The organism is Arcicella rigui (genome assembly GCF_034929435.1).
In the GTDB taxonomy this organism is placed as follows: domain Bacteria; phylum Bacteroidota; class Bacteroidia; order Cytophagales; family Spirosomataceae; genus Arcicella; species Arcicella rigui.
The window spans coordinates 34,396-56,150 of record NZ_JAYFUM010000014.1; the positions used below are offsets into that span (position 1 = coordinate 34,396).

A 21,755-nucleotide genomic window follows, 5' to 3' on the forward strand; every position below is an offset into this window, starting at 1 on the left:
TTCAAAGGTCTGATGATTTCTTATAATTCAGACCTTTGTAACCTTTTTGTAAATATATCACCTGATAATTAGTACCTATTTAAACTATTAAACTCACTAAAATTTTACTTTGCTTGATTCTGTAATGTCTCATTGTACTAACGTGAATTGAAATTCATATTAGATAATTAGGCTAATTGTTGTTCCAACTTATCTTTCCATCTTTCCCAATCAGGACATAAGCTATTAAGTAAATTATAGAAATCTTTTGTATGATTATAGTAAACAATATGACACAATTCATGAATTATTACATATTCAATACATCCCTTATGTGCTTTAATGAGATTGATGTTTAATGTTATTTTTCCAGCTTTGTTACAACTACCCCATCTTTTGTTCATTTGTCTTATCTCTAAAACTGGACTTATTGTCTTATACTTTTGAAATAAAATTATGTTTTTATTCAAAAAATCGCTAAATAAAATTTTCGCTTTTATTTTGTACCAATTATTTAATACTTTTTCTGCTGAAGTTTTAGTATCTGTAAAAACTATCATCTCCCCTCTATAAATCTTTACATCATTACTCGTATTAGGAACAATTTTTAGTTTGTATTGTCTTCCTAAGTATAAATGTGTTTCACCATTAACAAACCTACGTTCTGGAATATTAGGTTTGTATCTCTCAAAGAAATTTTGCTGTTTTAATATCCAACCAGCTTTTGATTTGACTTTTTCTTGAATATCAAATAGACTTGAATTTAATGGTGCTATCACATTAATATCGCAGTTAGGTAATACTTGTATTCCTAATGATTTTCTATTACTAAAAGTCAAATGGTATTCAATGACTTTACTACCGTAATTTACTTGATGAATAGAGTCTGGCATTATATGTATTTAAGTTTAGCTATTTTAATGACTTCTTCTATCAAAGTATCTATCTTTTGAAATGAAAATTCCAAATTGTATTGACGCTGCTTTTCATATAGTAAATCATCTAAAGCATTTTTCACTGATTTATCTATTTCTTCATTTTTCTGCCAATCAATAATTAGTGTATCAAATTCATAGACTACACTTTTGATACTTTCCTCTATTTCTATTGCAATCATAGCCGTTATATTTTTAGAATCTGGATAATTCATAAAACTATCATTCAAAACGGTATTTATTTGATTATAATAGGCAATCACTGTTGGTTTCTCTTGAATTAATGTAGGTACATTTTCTTGTCTCCCTGATAAAAATTGATTCTCAAGGTCTTTAGCTCGGGTGAGGTATTCAGCCTCGTTAATTCTGTGTTGGTGGTAGTCATCTATCGCTTCTTTGATTAATGCTGATAGCTTTTTATAGTAGATACTATCATCATTCATCTTTACATTGATTGCCTTTATTGTTCTGGTTGCTATATGGTCTGCTTTGGCAGCATTTCCATGTAGTTTCTCAACCTCAGCTTCTCTTTTTTCTTTATCAAAAATATCTACCAATGCTGTTATTTTCAACACATCTCCTTCGGTCGTGATGTGTTTGTCTATCAGTTTTTGTACTTGTGGTTCATATTCTTTGTAATCTATATCATCAAAGTACCGACGTTTTACATCTACTCTCAATTGTAAGAAAAACTTACTATCTTTTTTATATTTATCTATCAGTCTTTCATTACTTATATCATTGAACTCGAATGATGTCATGGCTAATTTAAACAAACGAATAAATACCGATAATTTGTCATAAAAATGATGACGAATACTCTCATCTTTTAATAAAAGTGCATAAGCTTCCGCATCATATTTATTTTTTATTTCCTTAAAAATCCCCCATAATTCGCTGTGGGCTTGTGGTAGTTTTTCAAGTTCTTTATTAATATTTGTAATTGTACCTACCAATTCATGTTCATCAAAATCATTTAAGCCACTGTATGTATTTAAAGCAGTGTCTAAATTTTGCAAATTTCCAAAATAATCAATGATTAACCCATATTCTTTTCCTGCCGCCACTCTATTCACCCTTGCAATCGCTTGTAATAGAGTATGTTCTTTTAAGCTACGGGTAACATAAAGTACTTGGTTATTAGGAGCATCAAAACCCGTTAATAGTTTATCAACTACAATAATTATTTCAGGGTTCTCTTGTTTTTTAAAGGCACTAATAATAGATTTTTCATAGTTTTCTTGTTTGCCATATTTACTCATCATGGCTTTATAAAACTTCAAAACTATATCTTCATTTTCTTCATAAGCGTCATCATGGTTTTCTCTTGTATCAGGAGCAGAAATCAGTACTTCACAGCTAACTTTACCTATTTCCTTTATGTATTCTCTGTATTTAATCGCTATCGTTTTATTAGGTGCAATTAATTGACCCTTAAATCCTGTGCCTTGAATATTATCTACAAAATGTTCTGTAATATCCCAAGCTCTTGCATAAACAATTTGGTCAGCCTTATTCAATTGGCTTTTAGTGCTATATTTCCGTTTTAATTCAGCTTTGCCATATTTTGTCAATGGTTCTGATACTTTATCAAAAAAGGTGTCCAGTGGTTTTTCATTAACTTCTATAAGATTGTGCCTCCCTTCATATAATAATGGAACAACTGCCTTATCTTCAACAGCATCTGTAATAGAATAAACATCTATTATCCCACCAAATTTATTAGCCGTACTTTTTTCTTTTTTCATTAAAGGTGTACCCGTAAAAGCTACGAAACACGCATTAGGGAAGATTTTTTGCATTTTCACATTGAATGTTCCGTATTGACTACGATGCCCTTCATCTATTAGTACAAAAATATTTGTCGAAGTAAAACCTTCTTTAGCTTGATTTACAGCGGCTTCAAATTTATGTATCAACGTTGTGATAACAGCATCTGTGGGACTATTGATTAAATCTACTAAGTGTTTTCCTGTTTGAGCTTCTTCTACTGCTACATGACATTTTTGAAAGGTCTCTGTTATTTGTGTATTTAGGTCAATTCTATCAGTAACTAATATGATTTTAGGATTTTTGATATTAGGATTACTTGCTATCATCTGTGCCAACATAACCATAGTTAGAGATTTCCCACTTCCCTGTGTATGCCATATCACACCACCTGTTCGTTTTCCTTTTTCATCAACCTTGCTAATTTTTTTAAGCGTTTCTCTTATAGCAAAATATTGTTGATAACGAGTTATCTTTTTTACACCATCATCATAAATAATGTAGTTGAAAAGTAAATCTAACAGGCGTTCTTTCCGACATAGGCTAAATAGTAATTTGTCTTGCTCGGTTATTAAAACCTCTTGTTGCTCTAAATGATTAAAATAGCTAAATACATTCCTAAATCGTTGATTAAAAATAGCCGTTCTTTCGTCGTTTGGTAAAAGTCTATTTTTCAGTTCTCTAATCTCAGAGGCATATTTCTCTTCCTCTTCTTTAGTCCTAAAAACTTCTTTCCATACACTCCAAAACTCCTTTGAAGTAGCTGTTGTAGCATACTTCGCTTCACTAACAGACAAAGAAACAAGCAAATTACTGTATTGATATAAAGCCCTTATTCCGTCATCCTTTTGATTGCGAAAGTGTTGGGAAATACCTAATTGGACAGGAGCATCATTGCCTTGTGTAACATTACTCTTACATTCAATTATCACCATTGGAATACCGTTCACAAACAATACAATATCAGGTCTGTAATGGTCATTCCTATTACTTCGTAATACACTAAATTCTTCTGTTACATGAAATATATTATTGTTAAAATTCTTCCAGTCAATGTATTGAAATGAAAAACTTTTTTTATCATTTAAGACAGTTTGTTCTAAACTTTTTCCCAAGGTAATAAGGTCATAGAAAACTTGATTAGCCTTGATAAAACCATCTTGAATGGGCAATTCTCGAAGAGCAGTAATAGCAGCATTAATATTACTATTAGAAAAAGAGAACTCTTTGTCTTTGTAATGTATCGTATTAATTTGTTCCAGTTGTTTTTTCAGTATCGGTTCAAGCAAAACGTTACTTGTTCTACTTCCACGAAGTTCAAGAGCTTCTTCTGGCGTTAGATAATAGAAACCCATTTTCATCAGCAACATTAATGCTGGTATTTGACTTATATGGTCTTCTTTGTAGCTTGGAACATCCATTGTATTATATTATACCTCTTTTTATTGTAGCACTTTGTTAATACTCAATCTATTACTACATCATCCTTTATATTGTACTTACTTTTCTTGTTTTTAAATTAGAATATTAATACCTTTGCATTGTTCATTCTACCATGTTAGGAGAATTGAATTTCGAAGCTCGATACACCCAGATGTGTACCGAGCTTTGCGGTTTAATAGATTTCTACTAATCTTTTCTTTCTTTTCTTCTCTATTTGCTTTACTCCTCCTAATTTTTCTGAAAGATAGTATGCTGTAAGTAAGTAATAATCTAATTTACTTCGTTGAGGTTCTAAAACGATTATATACTTTTCTACATGGTCATAGATATAAGTCCTTATTACATTTTTTCCTCCTATTCTATCTTCATAGCTAAACACATCTATGTTTTTCAAGGCTTTTTCCTGTATGTGATGCCATATCCAATGTAATCTTTTTGACCGTTCTATATCAAAAAAGCTTCTTTTCTTCACGGTCTTACCATCTTCACTCCTTACTTCCTCTGATTGATGAGTCAGATGACTAAAAAGTGTTTCCATACTTGGTTGACCTTCTATTTTGAGAGGTCTAATTATTTTTGTCCTGAACAAAAATGCTTCATTACTGGCTATATCTCTTTCAAAAATTGCTTTTAAAGAATTTATTCTTTGAGGTTCAGTAAGATGCAATAACTCCAAATGCTGGTTGTATATCTTAGTTAAGTTGAATGGCATTATTTCAAGTCAATAAAAAATAAATTAAACTTACTTTCATCTTTAAAGGTCTTCTGTGTGATAGGTCTGCCACAATGTCTTTCTATTTTTTCTATAATGTTATTCTTAGCAGTAACCCTGTTTAATCCTCGAAGCTTATAGTTTATCGCTCCCATCAACACATCAGATAATTGCATTAATTCACTTTCATAAGACCTTATCACTTGAAGCGTTCTAATATTGTGATAATCTCGTTCTAAATACTGTTTTAGGCTTCTTGCTTTCTTATAGCTATGCGTATCTTTTATGTCAATGTAGATATTATAGTTGTTTTCAGGAAATATTTTCTTGGTTAAAAGTTGGAAATACATTTTGTCATAAAAATCATCATGGCTTTGTCCAAAGGCTTCATGGTTAAGTTTTGATTTATCAATAACAATAGCTCTAAATTGCAAATCAGTCGCAAAAAAATACTCAATTACTTGATTATAAAAAGGATACTGAGATTTAGAAATAGAACTCCATTTCATTTCACCTTTGTAATGATGTTTTATTTTTAACTCCCTTATATTCTCATTATGAATCTTTAACTGATGATAAGACGTACTGATAAAAGATAGCAACATATAGGGTTGCCCATCTTTTTCAATGTGTGTGCTTTCATCGCAATAAAAGTTATATGTTTTGGTCATTCTATTAGTAATTTTTATATCATCAATATTAATTCTTAGTAGCTGATTTGCAAACTACCCTTTTGTTTGTGAAGCGATGCTTGACTTTGGACAAGTTCTTTCTACTACAATTTTACCCTTTTCTAAATAAGTTCTTAGAAAGTCCCTTTAATTACTTATAAAAAATTCAGCACTTTCATTGATAGCTTCTTTTTTAGTGTCAAATACCTTTGGGGTCTTTTTATTATTTTCACTTGTATGTTTCCACAAGTCGCCTTTCTTTGTTAAATGACAGTTTTTTATGGTTAAAAATTATTTTTACTAAATCGTTTTCCAAAAATCATAGTCCAAATATGGATAGCTTCTTGTTCGTCCATTTTTTTAATAGCTCTTTCAGCTGTCTCAGCTAAATTCCTAAGTTTCCCTAAAAAATAGATTTTCTGGTTAATTGATAATCTATCCATCAAATCATCATTAGGAGGAGTTGGATTTATACATTCAAAACTCTTATCAACCTGTTTGTACATTGCCTTTGTCGTTTCATAAAACGCAATATCATCCCTCTCATGTGGGACATAGTTTTCAGTAGCCCATACAGTTATTGCCATTCCACTTGGCATTTTTTGAGATTTTGAATTAGCCCAAAATTTAAAGTATTTTACTATTCTTACCAACTGTGGTTTCCCTGCTTTTTCTTTTTTAAACCAATTGCAAAAACCTAGTGGGTCAGTAGGTAGCCAGCGGTCTTTTGTACCTAAAAATGGATATTTATCTTTCTTGGTCTTATAGTAAATAGGTAAATCTACATGATACTCACTTGCATAAATTACTCTGAGACACTTATCTTTTTTAATCATACCACCCAACGTATGCCCTTCCAAGGCACGGTAAATATGATTTTTAATGGTTGCAGGGGTTAAATTTGGTTCTCTTAAAAACCAAATACCCACATCAATATCATAAGTTCCATCTTTACCCACTACGATTGTTCCCATCTTAAATGAACCTTGCACTTGGGTGCTGAAATAGCATAACTTGTCTATCTTCGTTAGATAATTATTCAATTTCGCATTCAAGGCTAACATTGATTTTGACAATCTTTCCTTTTTTAAAGGTGTTAGAGAAATCGCTTTTTCAAATTTCAAGAATTGACTTTGTACTTTTACGCCATTATGAGATTTAGGATTACGCATATTTACTTTGAAAAACTTTGAAGTATTACTGAAGCATTTTTTTGAAATTCTCGTGAGGCTTTTTCAGCAAGTTTATCTAATTTGAACTGGTTTGTTTCATCCAACTGTATATCACAAGTTGAGTCCAATTCAGTATCTATTCTATGGTAAATAAAGTTAGAGGTCTCTTGTTTATCAACACCATTCTGCAAGAGACTGATTAGATTTTGAACTTGTTGAGATTGCCCTTGCATAAAAAGTTCTATTAATCTTTTTTTACCCCCAGAGAACATCCAATATATTATGCCCCAATTTTCTCTTTGCTTATTATCAGTAATACCTGCATCACAAAATTTTTGATGTCCTGTGCCAATAGATAAAACACTCAAGTCCTTTAAGTCCTTATTGAATGATTTTTGTGCTTCAACGATGGCTGTTAATGTCGGATTATTGCAAAAAACACCTCCATCTACTTTATTATGAAAAGGTTTCTTTAGTCCGTGTAAGTCTTCGTAATAACTACTATAAGGATTAAAAAAGGTAGGAGCTGCCGAAGTTGCTAATGCGGCTTGATAGGCAGGTATATGATAATCTCTGACAAATTTTGGGTGATATTTTGATTTCAAAACTGATGGGCAACCTTCTTGCAAATCATAAATGGGTACGCAAGTTGGAATTTTACAGTGGGTTAATCGTGGGTCTTTGCCATTTTCGCCATTATGTACTTCTTGAAACTTTGTACGAATAAGGTTTTCGAGTGCATCTCTCTCATGGTTTGATTTAAAAATGGATTTCCAAAAACCTTTTCTATTACCAAATATTGTTTTGGCATTATCGTAGTAAAGATTGTAAACCTCTCTTGCAGGAATACCGAGCGACAAAGCAATAGCCATGATACCGCCCGTAGAAGTACCACATATCAAATCGAAATTTTGATAAACTTGCCAATTAGGATTACCCTCTGCCTGCAATTTAGCCTCAAATTCCGCTAAAAACATGGCAGGAAAAATTCCTCTAATTCCACCTCCATCAATGGATAGTATTTTAAATCTCTTTTCAGTCATTTAGATTTACCCTTACTTTACCCGTTAATAACTGTTGCATTAAACCTTTCTTTTGATTTTGTAATTGAGTGAGTTTTTCTTGGTACTGATTTAGTTCCAAAGCTGCGTTATCTAAAATATTAGCTATTGCCTTCTGTTCAATTACATCTGGAATTTTTACTTCTAATTTTAAAAAATCAGTTTTACTCATTACTCGATTTCGACCAGCACCACCTGGAGAAATTAATTCTAACAAAAACTTAAAATACTTTTGTAAGATAAAATGCCTAAAAAAATCACAAATAGCATTTTCATTTTTAAAAGTGTAAGTTGGGAAACGATGTGATACCAATCCCCCCTCATCTTTTTTGCTCACGATAGCAACTGCTTGTTCCCATGCAAAGGTAATATTTATGATAAGGTCATTTTCTTTTACTTCATATAGTACATCCATTCCTACATTATCAGGGTCAATATCCGTTTTATGGAAAATTCCTTTACCATGACTACGAAGCCCTAATGCCAAATAATTGCCTGTTGGTTTTAAAATTTCTCTCGGTGTAAAAGTCAAACATTCGCTCAGTGGTGTTAATTTCCATTTCTTCTCAAAACCCTGCACCCTTACTTTTCCCGTCAATAACTGTTGAGCCAACCCTCTATTTCTTTCTTTCAATTGTTCAATAACATCTTTACATTTATCAATTGCCTCATCCCAAGTAGAAAGTATTTTGGCAATTTTTTCTTGTTCGGGTAATGTAGGAATTGGTATTAGAAGTTTTTGTAAGTTCCCTTTTGAAATTCCATAAACAGATATACCCGTTGCTATTTTTTTTAACTCAGTATTTACTTTGGGATTATTGAATATATATGTTCTAAATCCCTGTACAGTTCTATTTGAATAATCTCTCACTAAAAATGTATGTAACCCTGCCACAATTTTTTTTGAACCTACATTCTTGACTTCTATACACTCTCCAACACCTTCATAATCTTCGGAGGTATCAGCAATAATTAAATCACCCTCTTGAATAAAATTGAAGCTTTGATTGGATAGCATTTCATCTTTGATGTAAGGTAAATGTTCGCTATTACAATCAATTATCTCACTTTTAAATTTAGAATGAATATCACCATAATGAATATTTTGTATTTCATTGAATGTTCTACGGTCAGTCATACTATCTCTTGAAAAAGAATTAGTAGGAAAAAACTCAAATACACTATCGAATTTACTCACCTCCCAATTGCTGGGAATCAATCCAATGGACGTTTGTTTGTACTTCGTTATATCTTCACTCATCTTATTTTTTCTTGTTTTTTGAAGGTAGATGTATTCCGCCACCTGTCCATTCGCCAGTACCTAACCATATTTCATAATGATAAAGCCAGTCATACGCCCAAGGTATAATGGTTTTTGTCAATGCCATTGATTTATTCCACTCTTTTCCATCGGGGAAATAAAGGCATAATTTCTGTATTTTTTGGTCGTAGCAATGAGGTAACTTACTTTCATTTTTTGCCAAAGCTAAAGGTTTAGGGTTCGTTACATACAAATTAGGCATATCAGTGATATTATACTCTAATCTGATTTTATAATCATCCCCAAGCGGTGATGGGCTTATGGTATGTACCCAGATTAACGATTGTCCATTCCGTGTTTCCAACAGCGAGTCTGGATACATTTTACGGATTAAACCAGCCTGAATAGGTATGCTTAATACTTTTATTCTATTCGTTATTCCCATAGAAATTATGAGGTTTGATGGTGTTTGCTCCTAAAGCGGTAATTCCTACTTTGGTGTCAAAACGATTACTTCCCTGTTCGGTTAATATTCTTGTATTATTTCCAAGATTAATAAATGTAGTATTTACAACATCGTCACCAAATGATTTAGATAGGGATTCCTGTATTCTGAATTTACCTTTCAATTGACTTGCATCTTTTATATCTCTACGCACAGCATTCAGCCATTTGTAAAAATTCACTTCTTTTTCAGGATACTCTACCCACTTGTCAGCAAAGTTTTCTTCTGGATTTACAGGGTTGGCAATATGCTTATAGTATTTTCCTGTTTTGGAATCATACTTTGTTTCGATATAATTTTCCATTGATTCAATTATACTATATAGAGAATCCAGTACATTGGTCTCCTTATTATAGGCATATCCAGAAAGTGTAGTAATGATTACAGATATAGGTTTATCTTTATTTCCTTTAAACATCATATCTCTATGACGTTTTAATATCTGTACTGCTCTTTGTAATGGTAACTTATTCGTTTGATATTTAGGAACAGGTTTTAAGGATTCACTCAAAAGTATAGACTTTTGAATATTTAACTCTGCTCTATTCAAAAACCACTGTGCATACCCAAAAGGATTACTTTTTAACCAATTTTCTGGATTTGTTTCCCATGAATAATTAAGCAACTCTGTATCCGTAATTCTAATTGCCAAGCTATCAACATTCTCTTGAGAAAAGCTACTTGATAATGATTTTTCAAGAATTATCTCATAATCCTTCGAGATAATTGCAGGTAAAATATCCATGTGATATTTATCATCATTTTTTGAAGAAGTTCTATATTTCAACGTCCAACATCTTCTACCCTCTTCATCCATTAATGACTCATAAGTTTTATGTTTTTCAATTTGCTGACCAACTATGTCCTTTACATTCTTTTGTGTCCAATAAGGTGCTTTACCAGATAGCTGACAAACCAAATCTAAATCCATATCGTCATCTTTATTAATAGGCTTTATTGTTGTACCAATAATGATTGACCCTTGTGGCAACACTTTGGGATTATATGGTTTTAGCAGAGAATCATCTTTTGTAAGCCATCCACCAACAGCATTATAACTTGCAACTGCGGTATTAAACTGCGTTTCAGAAATATCTAAAGAACTACCTAATTCTGTTAATATTTCGTTGAATTCTTTTTTCTGTTCTTCGGTAAGCATATTATAATAAATTTAATTCTTTTAAATAGTTTTCCATTTGTAGTTCTATTTCATTCAGTTGGCTTTTTAAAGCTATAATATTGGCTTGAGTCGCTTTAATGTCAACTTCTACTTCTTCCTCAAAAGTATCTACATAACGAGGAATATTGAGGTTATAATCATTTTCAATAATATCGGTAATCGTTGCTCTATAACTATATTTCTCTTCTATTACTTCTCCTTTTTCTGTATTGAGCGGAGAAATAACTTTAAAAGATTTAAGCGTAGAAACAATATGCTCTATGTCTTTCTCTCTAAGCTTATTTTGATTTTTGCCATTTTCATACTCTCGACTGGCATCCACAAACAAAATATCTTTGTTCTCACCTTTACCTCTATTAAAAATCAAGATAGCGGCAGGTATTCCAGTACCGAAAAATAGATTTGCAGGTAATCCAATTACAGCTTCTAATAAATTTTCATCAATCAATTTTTTACGAATTTGTCCTTCGCTACTACCTCTAAACAATACACCATGAGGCACAATAACCCCAACCTTTCCTGATTCTTCATAGGTTGTTTCAATCATGTGTGAGATAAAAGCATAGTCACCTTTACTTTTAGGTGGTACTCCTCTATGAAAACGATTAAATTGGTCAGCAACAGCCGTATCAGCTCCCCATTTGTCCAAACTAAATGGAGGGTTCGCTACGACTATATGAAACCTCATTAATTGGTCATTCTCTAATAACTTCGGATTATTGATAGTATCACCCCACTCAATAGTTGCACTATCTTGTTCGTGGAGAAACATATTCATTCTGCACAATGCCCATGTACTACCATTATTCTCTTGCCCATAAAGAGAATAGTTTTTACCTCCAACTTCTTTTGCAACCTTAATCAATAATGAGCCAGAACCACAAGTAGGGTCACAAATTCGATTTCCCGGTTGAGGTTCAACCAATTTAGCTAAAAGAGTACTAACTTCGTTTGGGGTATAGAATTCACCTGCTTTTTTTCCTGCTTCACCTGCAAATAATGAGATAAGAAACTCATAACTATCACCAATGATGTCGTTACCTTCAAGATGAGATGGTTGTAAGTCTAAATTAGAGAAATCAACTAATAGATTTTTTAAGATTGTATTTCTTTGTTTCGTCAGACCAAAAACAGCTTCGGAGTTAAAAGAAATACTACGAAAAACCATTGCTAATTTCGAGCGATTGGAATCTTCAAGTGCCGTCAACCCAATATCAATAATTTCACCAATATTCGCTTCATTTCGCAGTTCATAGATGTAGTCAAAATTACTTTCTTTAGGAAGGATAAAACGCTCTCTTTGTAATTGTCGTTGTACCATTTCTTCATTATCAGGATATTTAAAACGATACTGCTCAACTTTGTCTTTCCAAACATCAGAGAGATACTTAACAAAAAGTAGGGTTAAAATATAATCTTTGTACTGCCCACTTCCCATCACAGGTCTGAGGCTATCACAAGCTTTCCATACGATGTTATTGATTTCTTTTTGAGTAATTTTATTTTCTGCCATGCTAATTAATAGTCTTTGAAAGTACTGTTTGAAATAATGTTTGTTTTTCTTTTAAAAGCCTTTGGGTTATCTCAATATCCATGAGATAAAGCTTTTGTAAAGCAACTATTTTTTCTTGTTGCTCGAATGTAATTAGATTAAATGTAAAATCTGCTAATTCCCCCTTTCTAATAGACGGAATAGAAGTACCAGCTCCTGATTGTTGAAAATGTAATAAATTTTTGGGGTGATTTAATACCGCTACTAAATAGCTTGGAAGTATTTTTGTTTTATCTGGTTTGATTACAAAAAATATAGATGAAGCAACAGTTTTTCCCCATTCGGTTTGATATTCAGTTGCAAAAAAGCGAAAGCCTTTGCTTACAAAAAGGATGTCACCATCTTCCAGTAAGTTGTCGTTCGTTCGTTCACCGTCTTCGACAAAAGTATCATTTTCGCCTACTAATTGCCCAAAATGATTAAATTGCTTTGCTTGTAAGTATGGTATTGTACCTTCACTACTTGGCTGTGTATAATAACCAAACTGAATTTTTGCTATATCTTTTAGTTGTACCTGCATTCGATAAAATATTATAATACAACAACTACTTCTATGCTCCTTAAAGTTCCCTGAATTGAAATTTATTTTATTGTAGATTTATTCAAAAAATAAAAAGACTAAGGTTTTAGAAAAATCTTAGTCTTTTTGATAGTAAGCTATCTGCTTAAGCAGTCTCGGCTAATGTGTTAAATTTGTTTAAACCATATTTAAACCGAAAATAAAAAAGGAGCTGCAATTTCTTGCAACTCCTTGATTTTCAGTAGTCGGGATGACAGGATTTGAACCTGCGACCACACGCCCCCCAGACGTGTACGCTACCGGACTGCGCCACATCCCGTTTTTTTGAGGGTGCAAATCTAAAAAACATATTTATTTTTTCAAATTAACACCCTCAAAATTATTATCTATTCATCGAAACTAAGAATTCTTCGTTGTTTCTTGTTCCTTTCATTTGTTGTTGTAAAAACTCCATTGCTTCCACAGAGTTCATATCGCTCATGTGTTTTCTTAAAATCCATACTCTTTGAAGCGTCTCTTTGTCCATCAACAGGTCTTCTCTACGAGTACCAGATGCTGTAACATCAATGGCTGGGTACATTCTACGGTTAGCCAACTTACGGTCGAGCTGTAATTCCATATTACCTGTTCCCTTGAACTCTTCAAAAATTACTTCATCCATTTTAGAACCAGTATCAATCAAAGCAGTAGCGATAATCGTTAATGAACCTCCATTTTCAACATTACGGGCTGCTCCGAAGAAACGCTTCGGTTTGTGAAGTGCATTGGCATCCACACCACCTGATAAGATTTTTCCTGATGAAGGAACGACAGTGTTATACGCACGAGCTAAACGAGTAATTGAATCTAAGAGAATCACCACATCGTGTCCGCATTCCACCATTCGTTTTGCTTTTTCTAAAACGATACTGGCTACTTTTACATGGCGTTCGGCTTGTTCGTCAAAAGTAGAAGATATTACTTCTGCCCTAACGCTACGTTGCATATCTGTTACCTCTTCTGGACGTTCGTCTATCAGCAAAATCAATAAATATACTTCTGGATGATTTTTTGAAATAGCGTTAGCAATCTCCTTCAAAAGTACTGTCTTACCAGTCTTGGGTTGTGCTACAATCATTCCACGCTGTCCTTTTCCAATTGGGGCAAACAAATCAAGAATACGAGTTGAATACTGGTCTGGACGAGAAGAAAGCTTCAATTTTTCTTCTGGGAAAAGTGGCGTTAAATATTCAAAAGGAATTCTATCTCTGATTTCTTCAGTAGTTTTTCCATTGACAGATTCTACTCTCAAAAGAGCGAAATACTTCTCTCCTTCTTTAGGAGGACGGATAGAACCACGAACTGTATCACCAGTTTTTAAACCAAATAATTTGATTTGTGAAGGTGAAACATAAATATCATCTGGCGAAGCTAAATAGTTATAATCAGCCGAACGAAGGAAACCATATCCTCCATCTTGCATGATTTCAAGTACACCTTCATTCTCAATAATTCCGTCGAACTCACGAATTGCTTGGTTGTAAATTGGTTTTTTAAATCCATTTCCACCATGTCTTGAGCCTTCATGACGATTTTCTGGTGCTTCAACTGGAAGCCCAGCTGGCACATCATGCGTAATGAAAGAAGTATCTATTACAAACTCATCTTCAGCCTCAATCGGGAAATCTACGATGGGTTCTTCATCAAATTCATAAGAAATCTCAGGCGTGATTTCTACTTTTGGTTTTGGTTCACGCACTGGTTTTGGCTTACTTGGCTCTGCAAATACAGGTTTAGGAGTTTCTTTTACCTCATTTACTTTATTATCGGTATCCTCTTTTGTAATGCGTTGTCTCTTTGGGCGGGGAGAATCAGAAGGCACAGGATTATCTTTCCTTACTTTCCTTTCAGTTTTGTTATCGTCTTGCATAGTGCTTTTGGTGGAAGGTTTGCGGTCTTTAGTGGGAGTTACCGCTTGTTTGTCAAGAATTTTGTAGATGAGTTCTTTTTTGGGAAGGTCATTAACATTGGAAATGGCATATTCTTTGGCAAGCTCATGAAGCTCTGAAATCAGCATCATGTCTAATTCTTCAATTTTGTACATAAAAATTAAATTGATAGACTATCTACAAAAAGTCTTTTCTAAAATTGTGGTTAAATTAAATTTTGTATCTTCTTAAAAAGATTTAAAAACTTCAAGGTTAAATTGGGAATACTTGCTATGTGGTGGATGAATGATGTTAAGCACGTACTAATCAAAGTCTTAACGGGAGAAAAACACAGAACTGTGAATCGTTTTGCAATGTTAATTCCAATATTTTAAATTATCAAACTTTTAAGAGTATTTTTTAATAATTTATCTCTTGTTAAGATTTTTTGTAAAATCTTTATTATTCAAAAACTTCACTGAATACTCATAAAAGCACTTTTTCACAAGTATCATAAAAACCAAGTTTGTTATAACGTTTCGATGAAAAAACTGCTAAACTTGAATAGAAGCTTTTTTTATTGAGAATAGCCTGTTATTTTTGTGCTATCAAACCAGAATATCACGGAAATATGAATCGCAAAAACTTTTTAGCTATCGCCAGTATCGCTTTGTTAGCCATCTCTTGTGACTATCAGAAAAATAATAACATCAAACAAGCAGACCCTAACGAAGGTGATGAATATGTATATGGTGTTCATCCAGATTCGGCTGCTCGTCAGACAAAAAATAAATATACTGCAAAACCAGAAAATGAAGTTAGAGCTATCAAAATTCGTGAGAAATTATTCAACGATAGCACAAATGCACAAGGTAACTAATAAAATTTATTTGCTTACTGGTACATTAATATAATAAGAAAAAGCGTTACAATGAAGATTGTAACGCTTTTCCCATTTCTTAACATTTTCCCAATCCATAACCTATAATGAATATAGCAATCGTAACTGGTTCAGCCGGCTTAATTGGTAGTGAAGCAGTTTCTTTCTTTTCCGACAAATTTGATTTAGTAGTTGGTATTGATAACAACATGCGTCAATACTTCTTCGGTTCGGAGGCATCTACCGCTTGGAATCGCAACCGTTTAGAAGAACAATTTTCAAACTACAAACACTATCAAGCTGATATTCGTGAGGTTTCACAATTAGAAGTAATCTTCAAAGAATTTGGTACTGATATTAAATGTGTGCTTCACACGGCTGCTCAACCTTCTCACGACTGGGCTGCTAAAGAACCATTTACAGACTTTTCAGTGAATGCAAACGGAACATTAAATATGTTGGAAATGACCCGTTTACATGCTCCAGAAGCTGTTTTCATCTTTACTTCTACGAATAAAGTTTATGGCGATAACCCCAATTATTTGCCTTTAATTGAAACTGAAACTCGTTATGAGATTGATGCCAGCCACCCATACTTTGAAAACGGTATCGACGAAAATCATAGCATCGACCACACCAAACATTCACTTTTCGGTGCTTCAAAAGTTGCGGCAGATGTTTTGGTACAAGAGTACGGTCGCTACTTTGGCATGAAAACGGGTATTTTCCGTGGAGGTTGTTTAACTGGACCAAACCACTCAGGTACTGCTCTTCATGGCTTTTTATCATACTTGATGAAATGTGCTATCACTGGCAACCATTATACTATTTTCGGTTACAAAGGAAAACAAGTACGTGATAATATTCACTCTTACGATTTAGTGAATATGTTCTGGAATTTTTACCAAAATCCACGTCCTGGTGAAGTATATAATGCAGGTGGTGGTCGTTTTGCCAACTGTTCGATGCTTGAAGCCATTGCCATCTGCGAAGAAATGACTGGTAAAAAAATGAGTTATAGCTATTCTGAAACCAACCGTATCGGCGACCACATTTGGTATGTTTCGGATTTGTCTAAATTCAAATCACACTATCCAAATTGGAATTGGACTTTTGGCTTGAACGAAACATTACAACAAATCCACGACGGAATTGCTTCTCGTTTGTAAGTAGCAATAAGTAAATAGTGATTAGTAGTTTGAAACACAAAAATCTAACTATCAACTATTTACGACACACAAAGCGTTGACTAAATTATAATCAGTACTTAATATTTCACTATTTAAGTACTGGTTATTAGATATTTCCCCTAAATAATTGATAAAAATAAATGAAACTAAGTGTAGTTATTCCTGCTTACAATGAAGAAGAGTCTATCCCTGAAACGCTAAAATCTTTGTATGAAACCTTGAGTTTTCATGCCATTGACCATGAAATTTGCGTTGTGAATGACAATTCAAAAGACCGTACTGAGGCAGTTTTACAAGAACTTCAACAAGAAATACCTACGTTAGTTTACTTTACCAATAAAGGTCCTAACGGATTTGGTTATGCCGTCCGCTATGGTCTTGAAAGATTTTCGGGCGACTGTGTGGCTGTAATGATGGCAGATATGTCTGACGACCCAAACGATTTGGTGAAATTTTATCAAAAAATGCTCGCTGAAAATGTAGATGCAGTTTTTGGTAGTCGTTTTGCTAAAGGTGGAAAAGTAATAGATTATCCACCTCTTAAACTTTATATCAACCGTGTTGCCAATCTTATTATCCGTTTATTAACGGGTATAAAATACAACGATACTACCAATGCCTTCAAACTCTATAAAAGAGAGACCATTGAAGGAATTAAGCCTTTTCTTTCTCCACATTTCAACCTGACAGTTGAGTTACCATTAAAAGCTTTCGTTAGAGGATATACTTTTGCCATTGTTCCTAATAGTTGGACGAACAGAAAGTACGGTGAGTCGAAACTGAAAATAAAAGAAATGGGAAGCCGATACTTTTTTATTTTACTTTATTGTATGATTGAAAAGTCCTTTTCTCGTGGTGATTATATGAAGAAAAATCATAAAAAATAACTTTTTAAACTGGCTACTTGCGATACAAAATAGCTAAAAACAACACCCCAAATTACAGCAAAAAGGAGCATTGAAAACCATATTTTTTTTACTTCTACTTTAAAAGAAAGGGCAAGAAGTGTTCCGCCGATTGGAGTGAAAAATAATGGTGTGAAAAAAGCGATTCCCAAAATACCAAGTTTTTTCCAAATTTTCACTGCAAAACGAGTACGTTTTGAAAATAGTTTTGCAGGAGTTTTTCGGTACTTGGCAATTAAGCGTTGAACGGTATTTCCTAAAAAAATCACAATCGTAACGGCCGACATCATCCCTATTACACAACAAATGGCCGTTTCCCACCATGTCAAATCCAATGCTATTCCTGCAATTGGACCATTAAAAAATTTGATAGCGGTTGCTACCATTACCGTAAAGTATTTCCCGAAACTCATGTTTATATGTTAGTATTTGTAGCTTAGTTATTATCTTTATAATTGGCTTATTCATCTATCAAAAGATGGAAGCATTAAGTTAATCATTTAGAACTAACACACGAAGGTATCAATTCTCATAGGATATGACCAAAACATTTCAAAGATTATGTATAAAAAAATACTAATTCTTACTTTAGTGATTTGTACTTTAATAAGCGTTTTTACTCAAGCTCAAAGTGTTTTTGTTCCTTTAAATCAAGATTACGAACACTTAATTGATAGATATGAAATAAAACGTGGGAAATTCTCAGAAGGTTTTCATACTACTGTTAAACCATATACTCGCAAAGGAATTATTCAGTTGGTTGATAGTGTCAAGAACGATAAGTCGATTTCGCTTTCTTCAAGAGATGAATTTAACCTTGCATATCTTCAAAATGATAGCTGGGAATGGTCTAAATTGAAAGATGCTAAAATCACAAAAAAAGCACTTTGGAATGTTTTTTACGAAAGGAGAGCCGATGCCTATTCAAATTCTGATGATATATTAGACCTCCACGTAAGTCCTGTTTTAAATCTTGAATTAGGAACTGTATCAGACGGCTATCAAAACCGAACGAGCTTGAATACTCGTGGTGTTGAAATCAGAGGAATGATTAATAAGAAAGTAGGTTTTTACTCTTTTGTTTCTGAAAATCAAGCCTATATTCCTGAGTACGTAAAACGTTTTGTAGATAATTATAATCAAAATGAATTTCGTTTAGCAGCTTTACGTTTGGCTGGAATGCCCGGCGAAGGACTCACGAAAGAATTTAAACAAAACGAATACGCTACCGATTTTTTTACTGCACGTGCTTACATTACTTTTCAAGCTACTAAAAATATTCAGATTCAGTTTGGACATGACAAGAATTTTATCGGAAATGGTTTTCGTTCAATGATTCTGTCTGATAACGCTGCCCCAAGTTTATTCCTCAAAATCAATACTCATATCGGAAAATTCCAGTATCAAAATCTTTTTACTCAATTGATTTACACGGGCTTACTTCCAAGCAGTCAGATATATCCTAAAAAATATATGAGTATGCACCATTTGAGCCTGAATTTGTCTAAAAGTTTGAATATTGGTATTTCAGAAAACATTGTTTTTGAGCGTGATAGCACCAATGGAGGAGCTTTTGATTTGAATTATCTCAATCCTGTTATTTTTTATCGTTCAATCGAAAGCTTTCAAGGAAGTGGCGACAATGCTTTTATTGGCTTAGATTTCAAATGGAATTTTGCCAAACATTTTTCAGTCTATGGCCAATTAATGTTGGATGAATTTATCGCAAAAGAGATTTTTCGCTCTTCTGGTTTTTGGGCAAACAAGTACGGTACGCAAGCGGGTATTAAATATATTGACGCTTTCGGAATCAGTAATTTAGACCTTCAAACTGAAATTAATACTGCCAGACCTTATACTTATAGCCATTTTAGCGGTTCAAATTATACACAATATAATCAAGCATTGGCACATCCGCTTGGGGCAAATTTTATCGAATGGAGTAATATTATTCGTTGGCAACCTCTGAAAAAACTCAATGTGGTTGCTCATATTATCCGTGCTAAATTTGGTGAAGACCCTTCCAAAAGTGAAAACTGGGGACAGGATATTCAAAAAGATTATGATTTTAGAAGTAGAAAAATACTCTACAATGATGATTACGGCAATTTTACTGGACAAGGACGAGCAACCAATACAATGATTTTCGACCTCAGAACTTCGTACCAACTCAAGCATAATTTCTTTTTAGAATTCCACTTTCTTCATAGAGATTACAAAAGTGCCAACCCAAAGCTAAACTATACAACGTCTATCAAATCATTCGGTATTCGCTGGAATATTCCTTATCGTCAGATGTTATTTTAAATTACTTTCTTTGTCTTTACTTCCATAATCAGTAGAAACGACGGCAAAACCTTTCGACTCGTTGTGAAGACGGTCAAAGGAAGTAACATAATACGAGTATCCATGAAAACGTTCGGCTGAAAAATCTTCAAAAGAGTTTTTCTTGCCGAGATAGAGCATTTTATCGAGTCGGTTAAAATCTGGTACTTCATTTTTCTCGAAACGATAAAGGGCAAAATAATAATTCTCATCATTATCACTGGCTTTTTCACCGGGTTGCCAAGTAAGAATCGGGAAACCAAAATCTTTTTTGACTGCAATTACTTTCTGCGGAGCTAAAGGTGGAATGCTATCTTTCCAAGGCATTGGCGGAACAATGGCTGGATAACGATAAAAATCTGTTCTCAAAGAATCCTGAAAACCACCGTAGTTTTCGGTTAAACTTTTGGAACTATAAAAAATCCCCCCTTTTACATTCGTAATATTTCTATCAAAACGGATTTGTTTTGAAGCCTCCGTAAGCGACCAGCCTGCTTTTATTTTATAAATTCCATGCCCGATGTAGAGATGTCGCCCAAAACTATTTGCTGCCCACCATGAAGTAAGTTCATTGTAAGGTACTTTTGGATGTGCCTGATGAAAGTATATTTGCGGAGCGATATAATCTATCCAACCCAGTTCAACCCACTTGCGAGTATCGGCGTACAAATGGTCGTAAGAAGTTTGTCCAGCTTGCGTCATCGAGCCATTGGTAGTTTTGGGGCTATAATTTTTCCAAACACCAAATGGACTTATCCCAAACTTTACTCGTGGTTTTGTTTTTTGAATGACTTTACTGATTTGGTAAATCAAAGAATCAGTATTACTTCTTCTCCATTGCTGAATGTCTTTGATGCCTCCGTTGTATTTTTTGAAAGTTTCTGCATCTTTCAGTACTTGTCCAGTTACTTCATAAGGATAAAAATAATCGTCAAAATGGATACCATCAACATCATAGTTTTTCACAATTTGCTCTACTACTTCAGTAATGTAAGTGCGTACTTCTGGTATCCCAAAATTTAGTAATTTTTGTCCATCATAAGTCAACATCCACTCAGGTTTTAGATTACTGATATGGTCTGGAGCGAGCATATTTGATTTTTTTAAAGTAGCTCGATTGAGGTTTAGCCAAGCATGAAATTCCAAATTACGGTTATGGGCTTCTTCAATCATAAAGCTCAAAGGGTCATAGAAAGGAGTCGGGAATCGACCTTGTTGTCCCGTCAAAAATTCTGACCACGGTTCAATGCCCTTGGCATAATAGGCATCACAAGCGTCTCTTACTTGTACCAAAACAGCATTGAGATTCGATTGTTTGTGTTCGTCTAAAATCCGAATAAAATCTTGTTTTTGAAGTTCTGAATTATATTGTCCACGCTTTGGCCAGTCGATATTTTCAACGGTGGCAATCCAAGCTGCTCTGAACTCATATTTGGGTGGCTTACTAAGCTGGCGATATTTCTGTGAATGGCAACTGATGCAAGTAAAAAGAATGAACGAGCAAAAGTGTACGATGTGATTAATCATATTCAAGTAAAGAACTCTTAGGAATGATAGTTCGGGAAATCCTCTTAAAAGGGTAAACTTAATAATGTAAAAATAGGAAATTATTGAATAGAGCAGACGAAAAACTATGATTTGTTATACAACTCATAGAAGTAACAGATTCAAATACTTGTACAAATCACTACTATTCAAGCAATTAATAATTTAACAAGCTGATTATGTTCTGAAAATGTGCAATATTAGTATCGAGTAGTCAGCTTTCTGCAAATCGGATTTATCTT

Annotated in this window: 19 protein-coding genes and 1 tRNA gene; 4 read left to right on the forward strand and 16 right to left on the reverse strand. The window is 33.5% G+C overall.

From position 1 onward, the window contains the following. Window positions 1-167 precede the first annotated feature (167 nt). From VB248_RS12495 to rho, 14 genes are all read right to left on the reverse strand, one after another. On the reverse strand, window positions 168-872 hold the full coding sequence (locus VB248_RS12495) for a M48 family metallopeptidase (RefSeq protein ID WP_323297122.1): 705 nt from the start codon (window positions 870-872) through the stop codon (window positions 168-170). Continuing rightward, a complete protein-coding gene (locus VB248_RS12500; protein WP_323297123.1) occupies window positions 872-4,105 on the reverse strand; it encodes a type I restriction endonuclease subunit R in 3,234 nt (1,077 codons plus the stop codon). Before VB248_RS12500 ends, VB248_RS12495 begins: the two co-directional genes overlap by 1 nt. Before the next feature lie 194 nt (window positions 4,106-4,299). Beyond that, window positions 4,300-4,839: a hypothetical protein gene (locus VB248_RS12505; RefSeq protein WP_323297124.1), complete on the reverse strand. Its 540-nt coding sequence runs from the start codon at window positions 4,837-4,839 to the stop codon at window positions 4,300-4,302. After that, on the reverse strand, window positions 4,839-5,510 hold the full coding sequence (locus VB248_RS12510; protein ID WP_323297125.1) for a DUF3800 domain-containing protein: 672 nt from the start codon (window positions 5,508-5,510) through the stop codon (window positions 4,839-4,841). The genes VB248_RS12505 and VB248_RS12510 overlap by 1 nt, the downstream gene beginning before the upstream one ends. A 147-nt stretch (window positions 5,511-5,657) precedes the next feature. Continuing rightward, the gene (locus VB248_RS22590; protein ID WP_407652907.1) at window positions 5,658-5,792 is read right to left on the reverse strand and encodes a DUF2188 domain-containing protein; all 135 of its coding nucleotides are present in this window, start codon (window positions 5,790-5,792) and stop codon (window positions 5,658-5,660) included. Between the two features lie 2 nt (window positions 5,793-5,794). Further along, a complete protein-coding gene (locus VB248_RS12515; RefSeq protein ID WP_323297126.1) occupies window positions 5,795-6,682 on the reverse strand; it encodes a nucleotidyltransferase in 888 nt (295 codons plus the stop codon). Window positions 6,683-6,684: 2 nt separating this feature from the next. After that, complete coding sequence (locus VB248_RS12520) at window positions 6,685-7,725, reverse strand: CBASS cGAMP-activated phospholipase (RefSeq protein WP_323297127.1); 1,041 nt, start codon at window positions 7,723-7,725, stop codon at window positions 6,685-6,687. Next, window positions 7,718-9,004 (reverse strand): restriction endonuclease subunit S, encoded by a 1,287-nt coding sequence (locus tag VB248_RS12525; protein WP_323297128.1) that lies wholly within the window; start codon window positions 9,002-9,004, stop codon window positions 7,718-7,720. The genes VB248_RS12520 and VB248_RS12525 overlap by 8 nt, the downstream gene beginning before the upstream one ends. A gap of 1 nt (window position 9,005) precedes the next feature. After that, complete coding sequence (locus VB248_RS12530; RefSeq protein ID WP_323297129.1) at window positions 9,006-9,449, reverse strand: hypothetical protein; 444 nt, start codon at window positions 9,447-9,449, stop codon at window positions 9,006-9,008. Continuing rightward, complete coding sequence (locus VB248_RS12535; RefSeq protein WP_323297130.1) at window positions 9,433-10,668, reverse strand: nucleotidyltransferase domain-containing protein; 1,236 nt, start codon at window positions 10,666-10,668, stop codon at window positions 9,433-9,435. The genes VB248_RS12530 and VB248_RS12535 overlap by 17 nt, the downstream gene beginning before the upstream one ends. A gap of 1 nt (window position 10,669) precedes the next feature. Continuing rightward, window positions 10,670-12,202 (reverse strand): type I restriction-modification system subunit M, encoded by a 1,533-nt coding sequence (locus tag VB248_RS12540; RefSeq protein WP_323297131.1) that lies wholly within the window; start codon window positions 12,200-12,202, stop codon window positions 10,670-10,672. A gap of 1 nt (window position 12,203) precedes the next feature. Next, the gene (locus VB248_RS12545) at window positions 12,204-12,761 is read right to left on the reverse strand and encodes a restriction endonuclease subunit S (protein ID WP_323297132.1); all 558 of its coding nucleotides are present in this window, start codon (window positions 12,759-12,761) and stop codon (window positions 12,204-12,206) included. A 245-nt stretch (window positions 12,762-13,006) separates the two neighbouring features. After that, window positions 13,007-13,080: transfer RNA gene (locus VB248_RS12550), tRNA-Pro, on the reverse strand. A 63-nt stretch (window positions 13,081-13,143) separates the two neighbouring features. Beyond that, window positions 13,144-14,844, reverse strand: coding sequence for a transcription termination factor Rho (rho, locus tag VB248_RS12555; protein ID WP_323297133.1), 1,701 nt, complete (start codon window positions 14,842-14,844; stop codon window positions 13,144-13,146). 455 nt (window positions 14,845-15,299) lie between these two features. Between rho and VB248_RS12560 the strand changes: the two genes are divergently transcribed. The 3 genes from VB248_RS12560 to VB248_RS12570 all read left to right on the forward strand — a co-directional run bounded on the left by VB248_RS12560 (window position 15,300) and on the right by VB248_RS12570 (window position 17,625). Next, a complete protein-coding gene (locus VB248_RS12560; RefSeq protein ID WP_323297134.1) occupies window positions 15,300-15,548 on the forward strand; it encodes a hypothetical protein in 249 nt (82 codons plus the stop codon). A gap of 107 nt (window positions 15,549-15,655) precedes the next feature. Then, window positions 15,656-16,717, forward strand: coding sequence for an NAD-dependent epimerase/dehydratase family protein (locus VB248_RS12565; RefSeq protein WP_323297135.1), 1,062 nt, complete (start codon window positions 15,656-15,658; stop codon window positions 16,715-16,717). A 161-nt stretch (window positions 16,718-16,878) separates the two neighbouring features. Then, entirely contained in the window at window positions 16,879-17,625 is a 747-nt protein-coding gene (locus VB248_RS12570; protein WP_323297136.1) for a glycosyltransferase family 2 protein, read from the forward strand. Here the strand turns inward: VB248_RS12570 and VB248_RS12575 are convergent. Beyond that, window positions 17,613-18,056: a small multi-drug export protein gene (locus VB248_RS12575; protein WP_323297137.1), complete on the reverse strand. Its 444-nt coding sequence runs from the start codon at window positions 18,054-18,056 to the stop codon at window positions 17,613-17,615. The two genes, VB248_RS12570 and VB248_RS12575, sit on opposite strands and share 13 nt — an antisense overlap. 148 nt (window positions 18,057-18,204) lie before the next feature. On the opposite strand from VB248_RS12575, the gene VB248_RS12580 reads away from it, so the two are divergent. Further along, window positions 18,205-19,950, forward strand: a complete 1,746-nt coding sequence (locus VB248_RS12580; protein ID WP_323297138.1) for a hypothetical protein — start codon at window positions 18,205-18,207, stop codon at window positions 19,948-19,950. Here VB248_RS12580 and VB248_RS12585 read toward each other — a convergent pair. Beyond that, a complete protein-coding gene (locus VB248_RS12585) occupies window positions 19,942-21,495 on the reverse strand; it encodes a glycoside hydrolase family 10 protein (protein ID WP_323297139.1) in 1,554 nt (517 codons plus the stop codon). The two genes, VB248_RS12580 and VB248_RS12585, sit on opposite strands and share 9 nt — an antisense overlap. Window positions 21,496-21,755: the final 260 nt, after the last annotated feature.

What these genes read in the sequence shown, in the direction of transcription:
- VB248_RS12500 (WP_323297123.1), bottom strand. Translation starts at nt 4,105, where the DNA reads ATGGATGTTCCAAGCTACAAAGAAGACCATATAAGTCAAATACCAGCA.
- VB248_RS12585 (WP_323297139.1), bottom strand. Translation starts at nt 21,495, where the DNA reads ATGATTAATCACATCGTACACTTTTGCTCGTTCATTCTTTTTACTTGC.
- VB248_RS12540 (WP_323297131.1), bottom strand. Translation starts at nt 12,202, where the DNA reads ATGGCAGAAAATAAAATTACTCAAAAAGAAATCAATAACATCGTATGG.
- VB248_RS12580 (WP_323297138.1), top strand. Translation starts at nt 18,205, where the DNA reads ATGTATAAAAAAATACTAATTCTTACTTTAGTGATTTGTACTTTAATA.
- rho (WP_323297133.1), bottom strand. Translation starts at nt 14,844, where the DNA reads ATGTACAAAATTGAAGAATTAGACATGATGCTGATTTCAGAGCTTCAT.
- VB248_RS12535 (WP_323297130.1), bottom strand. Translation starts at nt 10,668, where the DNA reads ATGCTTACCGAAGAACAGAAAAAAGAATTCAACGAAATATTAACAGAA.
- VB248_RS12575 (WP_323297137.1), bottom strand. Translation starts at nt 18,056, where the DNA reads ATGAGTTTCGGGAAATACTTTACGGTAATGGTAGCAACCGCTATCAAA.
- VB248_RS12545 (WP_323297132.1), bottom strand. Translation starts at nt 12,761, where the DNA reads ATGCAGGTACAACTAAAAGATATAGCAAAAATTCAGTTTGGTTATTAT.
- VB248_RS12565 (WP_323297135.1), top strand. Translation starts at nt 15,656, where the DNA reads ATGAATATAGCAATCGTAACTGGTTCAGCCGGCTTAATTGGTAGTGAA.
- VB248_RS12560 (WP_323297134.1), top strand. Translation starts at nt 15,300, where the DNA reads ATGAATCGCAAAAACTTTTTAGCTATCGCCAGTATCGCTTTGTTAGCC.
- VB248_RS12505 (WP_323297124.1), bottom strand. Translation starts at nt 4,839, where the DNA reads ATGCCATTCAACTTAACTAAGATATACAACCAGCATTTGGAGTTATTG.
- VB248_RS12530 (WP_323297129.1), bottom strand. Translation starts at nt 9,449, where the DNA reads ATGGGAATAACGAATAGAATAAAAGTATTAAGCATACCTATTCAGGCT.
- VB248_RS12570 (WP_323297136.1), top strand. Translation starts at nt 16,879, where the DNA reads ATGAAACTAAGTGTAGTTATTCCTGCTTACAATGAAGAAGAGTCTATC.
- VB248_RS12515 (WP_323297126.1), bottom strand. Translation starts at nt 6,682, where the DNA reads ATGCGTAATCCTAAATCTCATAATGGCGTAAAAGTACAAAGTCAATTC.
- VB248_RS12520 (WP_323297127.1), bottom strand. Translation starts at nt 7,725, where the DNA reads ATGACTGAAAAGAGATTTAAAATACTATCCATTGATGGAGGTGGAATT.
- VB248_RS12495 (WP_323297122.1), bottom strand. Translation starts at nt 872, where the DNA reads ATGCCAGACTCTATTCATCAAGTAAATTACGGTAGTAAAGTCATTGAA.
- VB248_RS12525 (WP_323297128.1), bottom strand. Translation starts at nt 9,004, where the DNA reads ATGAGTGAAGATATAACGAAGTACAAACAAACGTCCATTGGATTGATT.
- VB248_RS12510 (WP_323297125.1), bottom strand. Translation starts at nt 5,510, where the DNA reads ATGACCAAAACATATAACTTTTATTGCGATGAAAGCACACACATTGAA.